Source organism: Methylobacterium oryzae (assembly GCF_021398735.1).
In the GTDB taxonomy this organism is placed as follows: domain Bacteria; phylum Pseudomonadota; class Alphaproteobacteria; order Rhizobiales; family Beijerinckiaceae; genus Methylobacterium.
Genome location: NZ_CP090349.1, coordinates 2,510,153 through 2,525,867, shown reverse-complemented (window position 1 = coordinate 2,525,867; position 15,715 = coordinate 2,510,153). Strand labels below are relative to the sequence as shown.

Annotated in this window: 17 protein-coding genes; 12 read left to right on the top strand and 5 right to left on the bottom strand. The window is 69.6% G+C overall.

Annotated features, from left to right (window positions below):
• Positions 1-120 precede the first annotated feature (120 nt).
• The gene (locus LXM90_RS12100; protein WP_020094241.1) at positions 121-516 is read left to right on the top strand and encodes a VOC family protein; all 396 of its coding nucleotides are present in this window, start codon (positions 121-123) and stop codon (positions 514-516) included.
• Positions 517-560: 44 nt separating this feature from the next.
• A complete protein-coding gene (locus LXM90_RS12095; protein WP_020094240.1) occupies positions 561-1,148 on the top strand; it encodes a histidine phosphatase family protein in 588 nt (195 codons plus the stop codon).
• Here LXM90_RS12095 and LXM90_RS12090 read toward each other — a convergent pair whose 3' ends face one another.
• The 5 genes from LXM90_RS12090 to LXM90_RS12070 all read right to left on the bottom strand — a co-directional run bounded on the left by LXM90_RS12090 (position 1,149) and on the right by LXM90_RS12070 (position 6,006).
• Positions 1,149-1,865, bottom strand: a complete 717-nt coding sequence (locus LXM90_RS12090; protein ID WP_020094239.1) for a hypothetical protein — start codon at positions 1,863-1,865, stop codon at positions 1,149-1,151. It abuts the gene before it with no gap.
• Between the two features lie 61 nt (positions 1,866-1,926).
• Positions 1,927-2,919, bottom strand: a complete 993-nt coding sequence (locus LXM90_RS12085) for a nickel/cobalt transporter (protein WP_026605097.1) — start codon at positions 2,917-2,919, stop codon at positions 1,927-1,929.
• The gene (locus LXM90_RS12080) at positions 2,910-3,584 is read right to left on the bottom strand and encodes a DUF1007 family protein (RefSeq protein ID WP_020094237.1); all 675 of its coding nucleotides are present in this window, start codon (positions 3,582-3,584) and stop codon (positions 2,910-2,912) included. The genes LXM90_RS12085 and LXM90_RS12080 overlap by 10 nt, the downstream gene beginning before the upstream one ends.
• A 111-nt stretch (positions 3,585-3,695) precedes the next feature.
• Positions 3,696-4,601 carry an amino acid ABC transporter substrate-binding protein gene (locus LXM90_RS12075; protein WP_020094236.1) on the bottom strand — a complete coding sequence of 302 codons (906 nt, stop codon included), beginning with the start codon at positions 4,599-4,601 and terminating at the stop codon, positions 3,696-3,698.
• A 124-nt stretch (positions 4,602-4,725) separates the two neighbouring features.
• Entirely contained in the window at positions 4,726-6,006 is a 1,281-nt protein-coding gene (locus tag LXM90_RS12070; protein WP_026605096.1) for a dicarboxylate/amino acid:cation symporter, read from the bottom strand.
• Positions 6,007-6,248: 242 nt separating this feature from the next.
• Between LXM90_RS12070 and LXM90_RS12065 the strand changes: the two genes are divergently transcribed.
• The 10 genes from LXM90_RS12065 (at position 6,249) to LXM90_RS12020 (ending at position 15,713) form a co-directional block, all read left to right on the top strand.
• Positions 6,249-7,166, top strand: coding sequence for a branched-chain amino acid ABC transporter permease (locus LXM90_RS12065; protein WP_020094234.1), 918 nt, complete (start codon positions 6,249-6,251; stop codon positions 7,164-7,166).
• Positions 7,166-8,560 carry a high-affinity branched-chain amino acid ABC transporter permease LivM gene (gene livM, locus LXM90_RS12060; protein ID WP_020094233.1) on the top strand — a complete coding sequence of 465 codons (1,395 nt, stop codon included), beginning with the start codon at positions 7,166-7,168 and terminating at the stop codon, positions 8,558-8,560. Before LXM90_RS12065 ends, livM begins: the two co-directional genes overlap by 1 nt.
• Positions 8,560-9,450 (top strand): ABC transporter ATP-binding protein, encoded by an 891-nt coding sequence (locus LXM90_RS12055; protein WP_020094232.1) that lies wholly within the window; start codon positions 8,560-8,562, stop codon positions 9,448-9,450. The genes livM and LXM90_RS12055 overlap by 1 nt, the downstream gene beginning before the upstream one ends.
• Positions 9,447-10,244: an ABC transporter ATP-binding protein gene (locus LXM90_RS12050; protein WP_020094231.1), complete on the top strand. Its 798-nt coding sequence runs from the start codon at positions 9,447-9,449 to the stop codon at positions 10,242-10,244. Before LXM90_RS12055 ends, LXM90_RS12050 begins: the two co-directional genes overlap by 4 nt.
• A gap of 172 nt (positions 10,245-10,416) precedes the next feature.
• Positions 10,417-10,785 (top strand): DUF6867 family protein, encoded by a 369-nt coding sequence (locus LXM90_RS12045; protein ID WP_026605095.1) that lies wholly within the window; start codon positions 10,417-10,419, stop codon positions 10,783-10,785.
• 49 nt (positions 10,786-10,834) lie between these two features.
• Positions 10,835-11,956, top strand: a complete 1,122-nt coding sequence (locus LXM90_RS12040) for a branched-chain amino acid ABC transporter substrate-binding protein (protein ID WP_020094229.1) — start codon at positions 10,835-10,837, stop codon at positions 11,954-11,956.
• A 391-nt stretch (positions 11,957-12,347) separates the two neighbouring features.
• Positions 12,348-13,271: an amino acid ABC transporter substrate-binding protein gene (locus tag LXM90_RS12035; RefSeq protein WP_234082803.1), complete on the top strand. Its 924-nt coding sequence runs from the start codon at positions 12,348-12,350 to the stop codon at positions 13,269-13,271.
• Between the two features lie 89 nt (positions 13,272-13,360).
• Entirely contained in the window at positions 13,361-14,083 is a 723-nt protein-coding gene (locus LXM90_RS12030) for an amino acid ABC transporter permease (RefSeq protein ID WP_020094227.1), read from the top strand.
• A gap of 56 nt (positions 14,084-14,139) precedes the next feature.
• Positions 14,140-14,832, top strand: a complete 693-nt coding sequence (locus LXM90_RS12025) for an amino acid ABC transporter permease (protein WP_020094226.1) — start codon at positions 14,140-14,142, stop codon at positions 14,830-14,832.
• A gap of 152 nt (positions 14,833-14,984) precedes the next feature.
• On the top strand, positions 14,985-15,713 hold the full coding sequence (locus LXM90_RS12020) for an amino acid ABC transporter ATP-binding protein (protein ID WP_026605094.1): 729 nt from the start codon (positions 14,985-14,987) through the stop codon (positions 15,711-15,713).
• The last annotated feature ends 2 nt before the right edge of the window (positions 15,714-15,715 follow it).

Below are 15,715 nucleotides of genomic sequence, written 5' to 3'. Positions count from 1 at the left end.
CTCGTGGCCGACGTCCCGGGGCGCGACCCCGGCGCCGCGCCACCGGCCTTTTCGCGGCTGCGGATCGCGCCACATAGGGGGCGCTGCACGCCGCCGGCGTGCCCACGGAAATCCGCGCGCATGTCCAAGCCCGTCCACGCCATGATCCGCGTCCTCGAGGAAGAGCGCGCGCGCGACTACTATGCCCGTGCCTTCGGTCTCGCGGTGTCCGGCCGGTTCGACTTCCCGGACTTCACCCTCGTCTACATGCGGGATCCGGACTCGCCGTTCGAGCTGGAGCTCACGGTGAACAAGGGCCGCGACAAGCCCTACGATCTCGGCGACGGCTACGGGCACATCGCCTTCGTGGTCGACGACGTGGAGGCCGAGCACGCCCGGCACCGGCGCGAGGGCTTCACGGCCACCGACGTCAAGACCCTCAAGCACGGGGACGACGTGCTCGCGCGGTTCTTCTTCGCCACCGACCCGGACGGCTACAAGATCGAGGTCATCCAGCGCGGCGGCCGCTTCGCGTGACCGGTCCGGTCCGCCATTCCCTCTCCGGAACGTCTTCGAGATCCATGCAGGACAAGACCCGCATCGTCTGCATCCGCCACGGGCAGTCGACCTTCAACGCCGCCCACCGGCACGGGGGCGGCGATCCTGGCCTGCCCGACGCCCGCCTGACCGAGCTGGGCCAAGCCCAGGCCCGGGCGGCGCGGGAGCGGCTCCGGCCGATCCCTTTCGATCTCGTGGTGGTCTCGCCCCTGACCCGCGCCATCGAGACCGCGGCGATCCTGTTCGGCGAGCATCCGAGCCGGCCGCGGGTGCTGGTCGAGGTGCTGCACCGCGAGTGCCAGGAGAGCAGCTGCGATGTCGGCCGGGCCGCCTCGGAGATCGCCGCGGACTTCCCCCACCTCGATGTCGGGCACCTGCCCGAGGTCTGGTGGCACGCGGAGCCGGGCTGCGAGGTCGGCGGCTACCCTGTGGAGCCCCGCCCCCTGTTCGACGCCCGGGTCGCGGCGTTCCGCGACTGGCTGCGGGCCCGGCCGGAGACCACCATCGCGGTGGTCGGCCACGGGACGTTCTTCTACCACCTCACCGGCACGTTCCTGGAGAATTGCGGCACCATCGACTTCGATCTCGACGCCGCGCCCGCGGCGGCCTGATCAGGCCGGCACCCGGGCGCGCGCCGCGTCCATGCGCTGTCGGGCGCCGGCGACGGCGATCTCCGGCGCCTGCCGGCCGATGGCGAGGGTCTCCGCGAGGATCGTGCAGGCCTCGGCCCAGGTTCCGGTCAGGAACGGCGCCGCCCCCTCGGCCACCTCGGCGGCGCAGCGCGCGTCCTCGCCGGCGCGTTCCGCCGCCGTCGCGGTGCGGGACACCGCCGCGGTCAGCGCGCCTTCCCGCCAGCGCCGCGCCTGGGCCGCCGCCTGCGCGCGTGCCCCGCCCCGCCACGCGGCCGCGCGGGCCGCCGCCAGGGCCGCGGGCCAGTCCGGCGCGCCGGAGCAGGCTTCCGCGTCCTCGACCATCCCGGCGACCGCGCAGAGCGGCGCCAGGATGCGGCGGACGCTCTCCAGCGCCAGCTGCCGGGTGCGGGCGGCCTCGATCTCCGCCGTGTCGGCGCTGCCCGACAGGCGCAGGACGAAGGCCATCAGCTGCGGCCGCGCCTCGTCCGGCATGGCGTCGTTGAGCCCGAGGGCGTAGGCGGCGGCCGGCCGCGAGAAGCAGGGTGGGCAGTCCGCGCTGGAGCGGATCGCCCGGTAGGGCAGGCCCGCGGCCACCATCGCGGCCTCGTTGATGCAGGTCCCGCCGTCTGGCCCGGGGAAGGGATGCGATCCGGCGAGCAGACGCCAGTTCAGGATCGTCGCGAAGTCGGGATGCATCGGCGCGCGCTCCGTCTCGGTCGCGCAGCGTGGCACGCCGCGCCCCGGAAGGCGAGGCCCTTCAGCCGCCGAGGCCCGGGGCGAGGCCCGAGAGCATCGCGGCGCCCAGGACCAGCACGAAGGCGGCAGCGACGAGTTCGAGGCCACCGAGCGCCAGGAGGCCGGCCTGTCCCCGTCCGCCCGCGAGGCGCAGCGCCATCCGCTTGGCGAAGACCGCGAGGCAGGCCAGGGCCGTCGTGGTCAGCGCGGTGCCGAGCGCCATCGCCAGAACCGCCAGCACGCCCGCGCCGGGCACGCCCTGCGACACCGCGAAGACGAGGACCAGCACGGCGCCGGCGCAGGGTCGTGTCCCGGCCGCCAGCACCACCCCGGCCCGCTCGCGCCACGTGTCGAGGGTGTCGAGGGCCTGCGGTTCCGGCAGGTGGCTGCAGCCCGGGCCGCAGCCCGCGCCGAGATTGGCGAGGCGACCGGCTTTGCGCCACGTCAGGACCAGCCCGATCAGGGCGACGAGGGCGAAGCTCACGGTCTCGATCAGGGTGCCGGCCCGGGTGATGCCCGCCGCCGTGGCGTTGAGGACCAGCGTGCCGAGGCCGACGATCGCCCCGGCCACGCAGGCCTGGAGCAGCGCGGCGCACACGCTCAGCGCGGCGCCGCGCCGGAGCGCCCGCTCCCCCGCCAGGATGTAGCCGGCGATCACCGCCTTGCCGTGGCCCGGGCCGGCGGCGTGGAACACGCCGTACGCGAAGGCGAGGCCGATCAGAGGGGTCCAGCTGCCGCCGCCCCGCAGCGCGCTCACCGCGGCGTTGAGGCTGCGGGAGAAGCTCGCCTGCAGCGCCAGGATGACGCCGCCGAGACCCGTGGCGGCCGGCGCGGCCTCGCGGAAGCCGATCCCGAAGGGCGAGCGCGGCGGCGGCGCGGCGAGGCCGGGCGCGACCAGCCACGCGATCGCGGCCGCGAGAAGCGCGGCCAGCGCGATGGCCGCGGCCATGAGGCCGAGCCTCAGCCCCAGCCGTCCCGCCCCGGCGGGGGCGACGATCCCGATGCCTACGGACATGCCACGAGAACCCGGCTGGCGAACTGCACTCCGTAGGTCGAGGCGGCGGTGAGCGCCTCGAAGAAGGCCTCGGTCATGCCCGGCGACCCGGCATCGGCCGTCTTCGGCTGCTCGGTCTTCGGCCGGGTGACCGTGGCGGCGCAGCCCTGGGGCGCACCCGCGAGGGTGGCGGCGTCCGCGCCCTCGGCGAACGAGAAGGCGACGAAGTAGGTCGGGTCGTAGACCTCCAGCGCGGCGACCCCCCGCCCCTGCTGGACCGGGGTCTTCAGGGGCAGCAGGAAGGTCATGACCAGCGCCCGGTCGTCCATGTGCGCCGCCGGCTCCTTCGGATCGCCGAAGGCCTGCTCCTTGCCGCCGACCTTCAGCTTCGTGAAGTAGCCGAACTCGGCGAGGTTGGCGGTGTTCTCGGCGGCGAGCCCGGCGAGTTCCTCCGGGCTGAGCTTGCCGTCCTTGTTGGTGTCGAGGCCCTGCGTGACGAAGGCCGTGTACTCGGGATCGAAGCTCCACGTGTCGCGGACGCCGACGAGCTTGCCGTCCGCGTAGACGAGCTGCGCCTTGGCGGTCACCCAGACGTGCGGGTGGGCGGTGGCCGCCGAGGCGGCGCAGCCGAGGGCGGCGGCCAGCGCCAGGGCGAGCGGTTTCGGACAGGGCGCGGCGATCAGCATGGACGGTGGCACGCTCGCGGCGGGAGGGAAGCGATCAGGTCGCGTCTTCCTCGCGTGCCGGTTGGGCGAAAGCGAGGCGCCGTCCGGTCGTCGCGCCTGTCCCCGCGCCGGTCACTCGCCCCCGTCGAGGCCCATCAGCTGGAAGCTGACCCGCAGGTCGTTCGACATCGGGATGTCCAGGCGTTCGCCGTTGGGCAGGCGCTTGAGGAACCAGCGCTCGTAGGTCCAGCGCAGCGCCCGCGACTCGGCGAGCCGCGTGAAGGTCTGCTGCACGAGGCCGGCGAGTTCCGGATCGTCCTTGCGGAACATGATGCCGTAGGGCTCGTAGGAGAGCTTGTCGGGCAGCACCGTGTAGTTCGCCCCGTCCTTCGCGTCCGTGGCGATCAGCCCGTAGAGCAGCACGTCGTCGGTGGCGAAGGCGTCGGCCTTGCCGGCCTTGACCATCGCGTAGGAGGCGGCGTGGTCGGGCGCCGTCACCACCTGCGCGTCGATCTTCAGGCGGGCGAACTGGTCGCGCACGGCCTTCTCGTTGGTGGTGCCGGCCGTGACCACCACGGTCTTCCCGCCGAGATCCCGGTAGGAGGCGATGCCCGATCCGCGCTTCACCAGCAGCTGCGTCGCGCTGATGTAGTCCACGGGCGAGAACGCGACCTGCTTGCGGCGCTCGGCATTGGCGGTGGTCGAGCCGCACTCGAGGTCGATCTTGCCGGAGGTCACCGCCTCGATGCGGCTCTCGGCCGTGACCGGTGCGTAGCGGATCTTCACCGGCCGGCCGATCGCCGCCTGGATGTCGTCCGCGATCTCGCCGCAGAGGTCGATGGCGTAGCCGATCGGTCGGGGGCTCCCGTCCGACTGCTTGCCCTCCACGAAGGAGAACGGCACCGAGCTCTCCCGGTAGCCGAGGACGATCTCCCCGCGCTCGGCGACGCTCCTGAGCGTCCCGGTGAGCACCTCGACGGCGGAGGCGGGCGTCGCCGCCAGCGCCAGCGCCAGAACCGCGACGAGCCGCATCGTCATCACTCCGCCTCCGAAGGGCACCGAACAAGCCACGCCGCGATTCAGGGCACCCGTGAGAGCGCTCATGAGAGCGGCCGTCCTGCGCCCGCCATCGCGGCGCGCGCAGATTTCGCCGGACCGGCCCCTATTCCGCGGGCGAGGCCACCGTGCCGACATGGTCGAGGCGCTGGTCGGTGGTGCTGAGCTGGCCCTCCCACTTGGCGACCGCCACGGTGGCGACGCTGTTGCCGAGCACGTTGGTGGCCGACCGGCCCATGTCGAGGAACTGGTCGATCCCGATGATCAGCAGCAGCCCGGCCTCCGGGATGTTAAAGTGCGACAGCGTCGCCGAGATCACCACCAGCGAGGCGCGCGGCACGCCGGCCATGCCCTTCGAGGTCACCATCAGCAGGAGCAGCATCGTGAGCTGCTGGCCCCAGCTCAGCGGGATGTTGTAGGCCTGCGCGATGAACATCACCGCGAAGGTGCAGTACATCATCGAGCCGTCGAGATTGAACGAGTAGCCCATCGGAAGCACGAACGAGGTGATCCGGTTCGGCACCCCGAACTTCTCCAGGTTCGAGAGCATCTTGGGGTAGGCGGCCTCGCTCGACGCCGTCGAGAAGGCCAGCACGAAGGGCTCCTTGATCAGGTTGAACAGGCGCATGATGCCGCCGCCCCCGAGCAGCAGGAAGCCGACGCCCATCAGCAGCGTCCAGAGCACGCCGAGGCTGATGTAGAACTCCACGAGGAACTTGCCGTAGGTCACGAGCACGCCGATGCCCTGCGTGGTGATCGTCGCCGCGATGGCGGCGAACACCGCAACGGGGGCGAACATCATCACGTAGCCCGTCACCTTGAGCATGACGTCGGCGATGCCCTCGATGCCCTGCGCGAGCAGGCGGCCCTTCTCGCCGAGGGCGGCGAGGCCCACGCCGAAGAAGATCGAGAAGACCACGATCTGCAGGATCTCGTTGTTGGCCATCGCCTCGACAGCGCTCTTCGGGACGAGGTGCGTGACGAACTCCTTGAGCGAGAGCGAGGCCGCCTTGAGCCCGGTGCCGGCCCCGGCATCGGGCAGCGGCAGGTTCAGGTTGTGGCCGGGCTGCATCAGGTTGACCATGATGAGGCCGAGCATCAGAGAGCAGAACGAGGCGCCGACGAACCAGAGCAGCGCCTTGCCGCCGACCCGGCCGACGGAGGCGGTATCCCCGAGATGGGCGATGCCGACGACCAGCGTGGAGAAGACCAGCGGCGCGATGATCATCTTGATCAAGCGGAGGAACACGTCGGAGACCAGCGCGATGTAGCCGGCGATCTCCTTGGCGGTCTGCGGATCGGGCCAGGTGATGCTGCAGGCGTAGCCGACGGCGATGCCGAGGAGCATGCCGATGAAGATCATCGTCGTGAGTCGCGACCCTGCCATCGGTACTGCTCCTCGCCTGGGCCCGGGATGATCGAGCATTGCAATTCGTTAACGTGTCGCAGGAACTGCGCCACACGCAAGCCCGGCCAGGGGGCGTTACTGGCGTGGTCGACTGTTTTCACGCGACGCTCGGGCGGCGATGAAACCGGTGGCCGGTGTGCTACGGCTGCGGTACGAGACTTGCCCCGCCAAGCTGCCTGCGCTCTCCGTAGGCGGCCCAAGCAACCTGCGCGCGAGAGTTCATGGACGTCTTCGTACAGCAGCTCATCAACGGGCTGACGCTCGGCTCGATCTACGGCCTGATCGCGATCGGCTACACGATGGTGTTCGGCATCATCGGCATGGTGAACTTCGCCCACGGCGACGTCTTCATGGTCTCCTGCTTCATCGCGCTCATCACCTTCCTGCTGCTGACGGTCTGGCTCGGGGTCAGCTCCATCGCGCTGGCCTTCCTGGTGGTGCTGGTGGTCGCCATGGTGCTGACCGCCCTGTGGGGCTGGGCGATCGAGCGGGTGGCCTACCGGCCGCTGCGCGGCTCGTTCCGCCTCGCGCCGCTGATCTCGGCGATCGGCGTCTCGATCTTCCTGTCGAACTTCGTGCAGGTCGTGCAGGGCGCGCGCAACAAGCCGACCCCGCCGATGCTGTCGGGCGGCATCACGCTGTTCGAGCGCGACGGCTACGCGGTGTTCCTGGCCTGGAAGCAGGTGCTGATCATGGCGGTGACCGCCGTGCTGCTCACCGGCTTCTGGTACCTCGTGCAGCGCACGCCCTTCGGCCGGGCGCAGCGCGCCTGCGAGCAGGACCGCAAGATGGCGGCTTTGCTCGGCATCGACGTGGACCGCACGATCTCGCTGACCTTCGTGCTCGGCGCCGCGCTCGCGGCCGTCGCGGGAGTCCTCTACCTCATGTACTACGGCGTCGTGTCCTTCTCGGACGGGTTCGTGCCCGGCGTGAAGGCGTTCACGGCGGCGGTGCTCGGCGGCATCGGCTCGCTGCCCGGCGCCGTGCTCGGCGGCCTGATCATCGGCCTGATCGAGACCTTCTGGTCGGCCTATTTCTCCATCGAGTACAAGGACGTCGCCGCCTTCTCGATCCTGGCGATCGTGCTGATCTTCATGCCGTCGGGCATCCTGGGCCGGCCCGAGGTCGAGAAAGTCTGATGGCCGCCTCGCAGAACGCTCTCCCCGGCTCCGCGATGGCCGGCATCCTGCGCGACGCCGCCCTCTACGCCCTCGTCACCTTCGGCCTCTGCGTCCCGATCATCGCCTACCGGACCGATCCCGGGCCCGGGAGCGAGCTGGTGCTCGTGCCGCGCTGGGGGCTGGTGGCGGCGCTCTGCGCGGCGATCTTCGTGCTACGCCTCGTCCAGCGCCTCGTGCTGCTGCGCCGCGACGCGCGGCGGGCGCTGACCCCCTCCCCGGCCCAGGCCACCGAGGCGGTGCACGGCGAGCCCGACGCCGGGCAGAAGACCTCGAAGGTCGGTCTCTGGCTGTTCATCTTCGTCGCGCTGACCCTGCCGATGATCTCCGCGCTGGCGACCGGCGGCCTGTCCTCGGCCCGCTACTGGATCGACCTCGGCATCCTGATCCTGACCTACGTCATGCTCGGCTGGGGCCTGAACATCGTGGTCGGCCTCGCGGGCCTGCTCGACCTCGGCTACGTCGCCTTCTACGCGGTCGGGGCCTATTCCTACGCGCTGCTGTCGACGACCTTCGGCCTGTCGTTCTGGGTCTGCCTGCCGCTGGCGGGCCTGTTCGCCGGCCTGTGGGGCATGATCCTCGGCTTCCCGGTGCTGCGGCTGCGCGGCGACTACCTCGCCATCGTCACCCTGGCCTTCGGCGAGATCATCCGCCTGGTCCTGATCAACTGGACCGACGTCACCGGCGGCGGGGCCGGCATCTCGTCGATCCCGCGGGCGACCTTCTTCGGCATCCCGTTCACGGCGGGCGAGGGCGGGTTCGCCGCCACCTTCGGCATCCCGTACGACTCGATGCACCGGCTGATCTTCCTGTACTACCTGATCCTCGGGCTGGCCCTGATCACCAACTTCGTCACCCTGCGCCTGCGCCGCCTGCCGATCGGGCGGGCCTGGGAGGCCCTGCGCGAGGACGAGATCGCCTGCCGCTCGCTCGGCATCGACACCACCGCCACGAAGCTCACGGCCTTCGCGCTGGGCGCGGCCTTCGGGGGCTTCGCCGGCTCGTTCTTCGCCGTGCGCCAGGGCTTCATCAGCCCGGAGAGCTTCAACTTCTTGGAGAGCGCCATCATCCTGGCGATCGTCGTCCTCGGCGGCATGGGCAGCCAGGTCGGCGTCGCGATCGCCGCGGTGGCGATGGTCGGCGGGCCGGAGATGCTGCGCAATCTCGGGTTCCTGAAGGCCGTGTTCGGCGAGGGCTTCGACCCCAGCGAGTACCGGCTGCTGCTGTTCGGGCTCGCCATGGTCGCCATGATGGTCTGGCGGCCGCGCGGCCTGATCTCGGAGCGGATGCCGTCCGTGTCGCTCGGCCAGCGGCGCGCGGTCTCGGGCGCCCATGTCAGCGAGGGGCACGGCTGATGGCGACGTCCCCCCTCCCCCCGCCGGTGCTCACGGTCGAGCACCTGACCATGCGGTTCGGCGGGCTCACCGCCGTCTCCGACCTGTCCTTCGAGGCGCGCCGCGGCGACATCACCGCGCTGATCGGCCCGAACGGGGCCGGCAAGACCACGGTGTTCAACTGCATCACCGGCTTCTACAAGCCCACCGAGGGCATGCTGACGCTGGCGCACGCCGACGGCACGGCGCACCTGCTGGAGCGGCTTCCGAACCACAAGGTGAACCGCACCGCGCGGGTCGCCCGCACCTTCCAGAACATCCGCCTGTTCCAGGGCATGACCGTCCTGGAGAACCTGCTCGTCGCCCAGCACGCGCCGCTGATGCGGGCCTCGGGCTACACGATCCTCGGGCTGCTCGGCCTCAAGACCTACCGGGACGCGCAGGCCGCGGCGATCGAGCGGGCCAAGGCCTGGCTCGAGCGCATCGACCTGATGAAGCGGGCGGATGATCCGGCGGGCGCCCTGCCCTACGGCGCGCAGCGGCGCCTGGAGATCGCCCGGGCGATGTGCACCGACCCGGTCCTGCTCTGCCTCGACGAGCCGGCGGCCGGCCTCAACCCGCGGGAATCGGCTGAGCTGAACGGCCTCCTGCGCCACATCCGCGACGCGCACGACACCTCGGTGCTGCTGATCGAGCACGACATGTCGGTGGTGATGGAGATCTCCGACCACGTGGTCGTGCTCGATTACGGCGTGAAGATCGCCGACGGGTCCCCCGCCGATGTGCGGGCCGACCCGAAGGTGATCGCCGCCTATCTCGGCGTCGAGGACGAGGAGGTCGAGGCCGTGGAGGCCGAGGTCGGGATCACCGTGCCGCACGGGGACGCGGCGCACACGGGAGCGTCGGCATGAGCGTCGCCGGCATCAACGTCCTCGTCGAGGAGACGCGGGCGATCCAGGCGGGACGGAAGCCGCCGCTCCTCGCGGTGCGCGACGTCTCGACCTATTACGGCAGCGTCGCGGCCCTGCGCGGGGTCGATCTCGACGTGGCCGAGGGCGAGATCGTCACGCTGATCGGCGCCAACGGCGCCGGCAAGTCGACCCTGATGATGACGATCTTCGGCAGCCCCCAGGCGCGCTCGGGGACGATCACCTATGACGGGCGCGACATCACCCGGCTGCCGACCCACGCCATCGCCCGGCTCGGCATCGCCCAGTCGCCGGAGGGGCGCCGGGTCTTCCCGCGCATGACCGTCTACGAGAACCTCCAGATGGGCGCCGCGCTCCATGACGGGCGCTTCTTCGCCGAGGATCTGGAGAAGGTCTGCACCCTGTTCCCGCGGGTGAAGGAGCGCCTCAACCAGCGCGCCGGCACCATGTCGGGCGGCGAGCAGCAGATGCTGGCCATCGCCCGGGCGCTGATGAGCCGTCCGCGGCTGCTGCTGCTCGACGAGCCGTCGCTCGGCCTCGCGCCGCTCGTGGTGAAGGGCATCTTCGACGCGATCCGGGAGCTGAACCGGACCGACGGCATGACGATCTTCCTCGTCGAGCAGAACGCCTACCACGCCCTCAAGCTCGCCCATCGCGGCTACGTGCTGGTCAACGGTCGGGTCACGATGAGCGGGACGGGTCGGGCGCTGCTCGACGACCCGAACGTCCAGGCCGCCTACCTGGAGGGGGGCCATTCCGGCCCGGTCGGGGCATGATGCCGTTTTCGGTTGATGCCATTGGCATCCCCGTCTTTGCGAGCGGAGCGAAGCAATCCAGGGCGGCGCCCCACCTTTCGAGGTTGCGCTGCCCCAGGTCACCTCGCTGCGCTCGCGATGACGGCGAGGGGCGCGTTAACCGAAGCAATCGACCGGACATCACATGAGCATGCTGCAGGGGATCCTGTACGAGGAGCCGTCGGCTTGGCTGTTCCTGCTGGTGACCGTCGTGATGGGCGGGTGGGCCGGATGGATGGCCGCCCGCGGCATCGCCCGGGGCTGGCGGCCGTTCTGGCAATGCGCCCTGGCGCTGCTTCTGGTGGCAGCCGCCGTGCGCTTCATTCACTACGCCCTGTTTTCGGGCACCCTGCTGTCGCTGCACTACTATGCGGTCGACGCGGTCATCGTCATGATCATCGGCGCTGCGGGCTTCCGCTACACGCGGACGCGCCAGATGACGAGCCAGTACCGCTGGCTCTACGAGAAGACCTCACCGCTGACATGGCGCGCACGGGCGCCCGCGGCCGGCGAGGTCCGATGAGTGCGGCCGGATCCGCACGTGCGGTCCTGACACTTAGGGGAAGTACGCGATGAGATCGATTCTGCTGGCCGGGCTCGCCCTCGGCGCCATGGCGGCGGCCGCGCAGGCCGCCGAGGTCAAGCTCGGCGTCGCCGCGCCGATCACGGGCAACAGCGCCGCCATCGGCGCGCAGCTCAAGAACGGCGCGAGCCAGGCGGTCGAGGACCTCAACAAGGCCGGGACGCTGAAGGGCACGACGCTGACCGTGACGGTCGGCGACGACGCCTCCGACCCGAAGCAGGGCGTCTCGGTGGCCAACAAGTTCGCCAGCGACGGCGTGAAGATGGTCGTCGGCGACTACAATTCCGGCGTGTCGATCCCGGCCTCCGACGTCTACCTCGACGCCGGCATCATCCAGGTCACGCCGGCCTCCACGAACGTGAAGTTCACCGAGCGCGGGATGTGGAACACGTTCCGCACCTGCGGCCGCGACGACCAGCAGGGTGCCGTCGCCGGCAACTACCTGGCCGATCACTTCAAGGGCAAGAAGGTCGCCTTCGTCCACGACAAGACCCCCTACGGCAAGGGGCTGGCCGACGAGACGCTGAAGGCCTTCAAGGCCAAGGGCGGCAAGGAGGTCATGTCCGAGGGTATCAATCCGGGCGAGAAGGACTACTCGGCGCTCGTCTCCAAGCTGAAGTCCGCCAACGTCGACGTCGTCTATTTCGGCGGCTACTACACCGAGGCCGGGCTGATCCTGCGCCAGATGCGCGATCAGGGTCTGAAGGCGCCGATGATGGGCGGCGACGGCATGGTCGACCGCGAGCTGGTGGCGATCGCCGGTCCCGCGGCCGAGGGCACGCTGACCACCTTCCCGCCGGACGCCCGCAAGAACCCGAACGCCAAGGCGGCGCTCGCCGCCTTCAAGGCCAAGAACATCGATCCCGAGGGCTACACGCTCTACTCCTACGCGGCCGTGCAGGTCCTGGCCAAGGCGATGGCCGAGACCGGCTCCAGCGACGGCAAGAAGCTCGCCGAATGGCTGCACCAGGGCAAGCCGGTGGACACGGTGGTCGGCCCGATCGCCTACGACAAGAAGGGCGACATCACCCGGCCCGACTACGTCATGTACGAGTGGAAGAAGGGACCCGACGGCAAGATCGACTACAGCGGCAATGAGCTGACGAAGTAAGCCGCGGTCACGAACCGGGATTTCAGTCCGACGCCGCCTCCCGATACCGCGGGGGGCGGCGTCGTCGTTTTCTATACCGTGGATTCGTCAGCTTTCCGGGCGGATCCGTCCTCCGCACCGCGTGCGTACGCCTAAGAAGTGTGCATGATGCCGCCGGCGCGAGCGTGAGGCCGGCTCAGCGCTTGGGAGGAGGCCATGAGGACGGCAGGGACCGCATCTGCGGACGTGCGCAGAGGCTTGGCCGCAACTTGTCCGTACTCAGCCGCAGGCTCGCGCGGCGCATCGCGCTTTCTCCCGGCACCATCATTGCAAAGGCGTCGCCCGAGCGGGCGGGCCCGCGTACCCCGCCGCCGGCCGATGTCGTTCGGCCCGATCCAGGAGTTCCGTACCGATGCAGTCTGAAATCGCTCGCCGCGGCGCCGCCGCGGCGCTGGGCCTGACCCTCGCCCTCGCTCCGATGAGCGTCGGGGCGCAGGAGCTGACCGGCACCCTCAAGAAGGTGAAGGACGCCAACGCCATCGTCATCGGCTACCGCGACGCCTCCGTGCCGTTCTCGTATCTCGGCGCCGATCAGAAGCCGATCGGTTACGCGATGGACATCTGCTACAAGATCGCCGACGCGGTGAAGGCCAAGCTCAACCTCCCGAACCTCGAGGTGAAGCTCAACCCGGTCACCTCCGCCACCCGCATCCCGCTGATGGCGAACGGCACGATCGATCTCGAGTGCGGCTCGACCACCAACAACGCCGAGCGCGAGAAGCAGGTGTGGTTCACCAACTCGCACTTCCTGACCGCGACCCGCTACGTCTCGAAGAAGTCGGCCAACCTGCACACGATCGAGGACCTGAAGGGCAAGACCGTCGTGTCGACCTCGGGCACCACGAACATCAAGCAGATCAACGAGGCCAACACGGAGCGCAAGCTCGGCCTGACGATCCTGCCGGCCAAGGACCACGCCGAGGCGTTCCTGATGGTCGAGACCGGCCGAGCCGCCGCCTTCGTGATGGATGACGTGCTGCTCGCCTCGCTCGCCGCCTCGTCGAAGGACCCCTCCGCCTACGAGATCTCCACCGAGGCCCTGTCGAAGCCCGAGCCCTACGGCATCATGCTCCGCAAGGACGACACGGAGTTCAAGAAGGTCGCGGACGACGCCACCGCCAAGCTCTACACGAGCCCCGAGGGCAAGGCCCTCTACGACAAGTGGTTCACCCAGCCGATCCCGCCGCGCAACATCAACCTCAACCTGCCGATGAGCGCGGAGATGAAGAAGCAGTTCACGACCCCGATCTCGAGCCCCGATCCGGCGGCCTACTGAGACCCGTTCGGTCCGGTTTCATGCCATGATGCGCACCGCGGGCTCCGGCCCGCGGTGCGTCTCTGTAAGTTCACAGTAGAAGCGGCGCGATGAACTACAACTGGAACTGGCGGATCTTCTTCGACGCCTCGCCTGAGGGCAACGGCACGTATCTCGACATGCTGCTCTCGGGGCTCATGTGGACGGTCACGACCGCGCTCTGCTCCTGGGTGATCGCCTTCTTCCTGGGCTCCCTGGTCGGCGTGATGCGCACCCTGCCGTCGAAGCCCGCGAACGCGATCGGCACGGCCTATGTCGAGCTGTTCCGCAACGTGCCGCTGCTGGTGCAGATGTTCCTCTGGTACTTCGTGCTGCCCGAAGTGGTCCCGACCCGGATCGGCGACGCGATCAAGCAATTGCCGGACGCGCCGTTCTACACGGCGGTGGTCTGCCTCGGCTTCTTCACCGCGTCCCGCGTGGCCGAGCAGGTCCGCGCCGGCATCCAGTCGCTGCCGCGGGGCCAGCGCATGGCCGGCACCGCCATGGGCTTCACCACCTATCAGACCTACCGCTACGTGCTGCTGCCCAACGCCTACCGGATCATCCTGCCGCCGATGACCTCGGAATTCCTCAACAATCTCAAGAACACGTCGGTGGCGCTGACCATAGGTCTGCTGGAGCTGACCGCCCGGGCCCGCTCGATGCAGGAATTCTCGTTCCAGGTGTTCGAGGCGTTCACGGCCGCGACGATCCTCTACGTGATCATCAACCTCGTGGTCGTCACGGCGGCGACCTTCCTGGAGAAGGCGGTCGCCATCCCCGGCCAGCGCTGAGGGCCGCCCGCTTCCGCTCCGCCACCCCGCCCGACGGCCACCGGTAACAGGCCCCGATGCTCTCGAATTTCGACTTCTCCGTCATCGTCTCCTCCCTGCCCTACCTGTTCGGTCAGGGCATGGTCTTCACCGTGACGCTCACCGCCATGGCCGCCGTGGGCGGCGTCATCATCGGCACGCTGCTGGCGATGGCGCGCCTGTCGGGCATTCCCGGCCTGTGGCACCTCGCCAAGGCCTACGTCGAGCTCTGCCGCTCGCTGCCGCTGGTTCTGGTGATCTTCTGGTTCTACTTCCTAGTGCCGTATATCGGCGCCTACCTGACCGGATCCTCGACGCCGATCCAGGTCGGCGCCTTCCCGTCGGCCCTGATCACGTTCATGGCCTTCGAGGCGGCCTACTTCTCGGAGATCATGCGCGCCGGCATCCAGTCGATCCCGAAGGGTCAGACGGCCGCCGCCCAGGCCCTCGGGATGAACTACTGGCAGACCATGGGCAACGTGATCCTGCCCCAGGCCTTCCGCAACATGCTGCCGCTGCTGCTGACCCAGACCATCATCCTGTTCCAGGACACGTCGCTGGTCTACGTGCTCTCGCTCACCGACTTCATGGGCGCCGCCTCGAAGGTCGCCCAGCGCGACGGCCGTCTCGTCGAGATGTATGTCTTCGCCGCCGTGGTCTATTTTGCGATCTGCTTCTCGGCCTCGTACCTCGTGCGCCGCCTGCAGCGCCGCGTGGCCATCATCCGCTGACCGACACTGGAGACCGTGTCATGACCTCGTCCCCGATGCCGGCCCCCACCGCCGCCGAACCCGTCGCCGATGCCAGCCACGCGCCGAAGGATGCGGGCCTGCAGCCGGGCAGCCTGATCTCCGGCGCCCAGGCGGTGGCCCCCGGCGAGACGATGATCGCCATCGACAACATCAGCAAATGGTACGGCGACTTCCAGGTGCTGACGAACTGCAGCACCCAGGTCGCCAAGGGCGAGGTCGTGGTCGTCTGCGGTCCCTCGGGCTCGGGCAAGTCGACCCTGATCAAGTGCGTCAACGCCCTGGAGCCCTTCCAGAAGGGCCAGATCACGGTGGCCGGCACGAAGGTCGCCGACAAGGCCACCAACCTGCCGAAGCTCCGCTCGCGGGTCGGCATGGTGTTCCAGCACTTCGAGCTGTTCCCGCACCTGTCGATCACCGAGAACCTCACCATCGCCCAGCGCAAGGTGCTCGGCCGCGGCGCCGAGGACGCGAAGAAGCGCGGCCTCGACCTGCTCGCCCGCGTCGGCCTGGGCGCCCACGCGAACAAGTTCCCGGGGCAGCTCTCGGGCGGGCAGCAGCAGCGCGTCGCCATCGCCCGGGCCCTCGCCATGAACCCGGTGGTGATGCTGTTCGACGAGCCGACCTCGGCGCTGGACCCCGAGATGGTCGGCGAGGTGCTCGACGTGATGGTGGAGCTCGCCAAGGAGGGCATGACCATGATGGTCGTGACCCACGAGATGGGCTTCGCCCGCAAGGTCGCCGACCGGGTGATCTTCATGGATCGCGGCGAGATCGTCGAGGACGCCCGGAAGGACGAGTTCTTCGGCAGCCCCCGCTCCGAGCGCGCGCAGACCTTCCTGTCGAAGATCCTGCAGCACTGACG

Coding starts and splice junctions, on each gene's coding strand:
- LXM90_RS12100 (WP_020094241.1), top strand. CDS start 121: ATGTCCAAGCCCGTCCACGCCATGATCCGCGTCCTCGAGGAAGAGCGC.
- LXM90_RS12095 (WP_020094240.1), top strand. CDS start 561: ATGCAGGACAAGACCCGCATCGTCTGCATCCGCCACGGGCAGTCGACC.
- LXM90_RS12090 (WP_020094239.1), bottom strand. CDS start 1,865: ATGCATCCCGACTTCGCGACGATCCTGAACTGGCGTCTGCTCGCCGGA.
- LXM90_RS12085 (WP_026605097.1), bottom strand. CDS start 2,919: ATGTCCGTAGGCATCGGGATCGTCGCCCCCGCCGGGGCGGGACGGCTG.
- LXM90_RS12080 (WP_020094237.1), bottom strand. CDS start 3,584: ATGCTGATCGCCGCGCCCTGTCCGAAACCGCTCGCCCTGGCGCTGGCC.
- LXM90_RS12075 (WP_020094236.1), bottom strand. CDS start 4,601: ATGACGATGCGGCTCGTCGCGGTTCTGGCGCTGGCGCTGGCGGCGACG.
- LXM90_RS12070 (WP_026605096.1), bottom strand. CDS start 6,006: ATGGCAGGGTCGCGACTCACGACGATGATCTTCATCGGCATGCTCCTC.
- LXM90_RS12065 (WP_020094234.1), top strand. CDS start 6,249: ATGGACGTCTTCGTACAGCAGCTCATCAACGGGCTGACGCTCGGCTCG.
- livM (WP_020094233.1), top strand. CDS start 7,166: ATGGCCGCCTCGCAGAACGCTCTCCCCGGCTCCGCGATGGCCGGCATC.
- LXM90_RS12055 (WP_020094232.1), top strand. CDS start 8,560: ATGGCGACGTCCCCCCTCCCCCCGCCGGTGCTCACGGTCGAGCACCTG.
- LXM90_RS12050 (WP_020094231.1), top strand. CDS start 9,447: ATGAGCGTCGCCGGCATCAACGTCCTCGTCGAGGAGACGCGGGCGATC.
- LXM90_RS12040 (WP_020094229.1), top strand. CDS start 10,835: ATGAGATCGATTCTGCTGGCCGGGCTCGCCCTCGGCGCCATGGCGGCG.
- LXM90_RS12035 (WP_234082803.1), top strand. CDS start 12,348: ATGCAGTCTGAAATCGCTCGCCGCGGCGCCGCCGCGGCGCTGGGCCTG.
- LXM90_RS12030 (WP_020094227.1), top strand. CDS start 13,361: ATGAACTACAACTGGAACTGGCGGATCTTCTTCGACGCCTCGCCTGAG.
- LXM90_RS12025 (WP_020094226.1), top strand. CDS start 14,140: ATGCTCTCGAATTTCGACTTCTCCGTCATCGTCTCCTCCCTGCCCTAC.
- LXM90_RS12020 (WP_026605094.1), top strand. CDS start 14,985: ATGATCGCCATCGACAACATCAGCAAATGGTACGGCGACTTCCAGGTG.